Below are 527 nucleotides of genomic sequence, written 5' to 3'. Positions count from 1 at the left end.
CCTCTGGCAGCGACTGTTGCGGCGCGGCTTCCGGCACTGCTTCGCCGCCATCGAGGACAACAGTGGATGGACGGTGCTGGACCCGCTGACCGGCCGCCTGCTGGTGGCGCGGCTGGAGGTTCCGGCAGGCTTCGACCTGCCGGGCTTCTATCGCCGCGCCGGGCTTCTGCCGGTCGGCGCCTTCCCCCTGGAGGAGCCGGCGCTGGGCCGCGGGCTGCGCGGCGTACCCTTCAGCTGCGTGGCCGTCTGCCGGGCCGTGCTCGGCCCGCACGCGCCCTTTGCCATGACCCCGCATGGATTGTTCCGGGTTCTGACGAAGTCTCGTGAATCTAGGAAAAAAAACTTGACTTGGCCACTCCTCCCGACCTAGAAAACCCGGGCCAAGGGGCGAATTGCGTCCCGAGGCTCTCCTCTCCCGATCGACTGGCTTCCCGAAAAGGCCCGGTTCCTCCAGGAACCGGGCCTTTTTCGTGTGGCAGGGCGCGCTCCACCGGATTGATGTCCGGTGGAGCGCGTTTTTGTTCGGC

General features: G+C 67.4%; 1 protein-coding gene. It reads left to right on the top strand.

Going from position 1 to position 527, the window contains the following annotated elements; translation table 11 throughout:
- A partial coding sequence (locus tag AC1DWF_RS38345; RefSeq protein ID WP_476843629.1) for a hypothetical protein occupies positions 1 to 370 on the top strand: 370 nt, incomplete at its 5' end.
- Positions 371 to 527 lie beyond the last annotated feature (157 nt).

This window comes from Aminobacter sp. P4_D5 (assembly GCF_056401815.1).
This window is presented reverse-complemented; position numbering and strand designations above follow the sequence as displayed.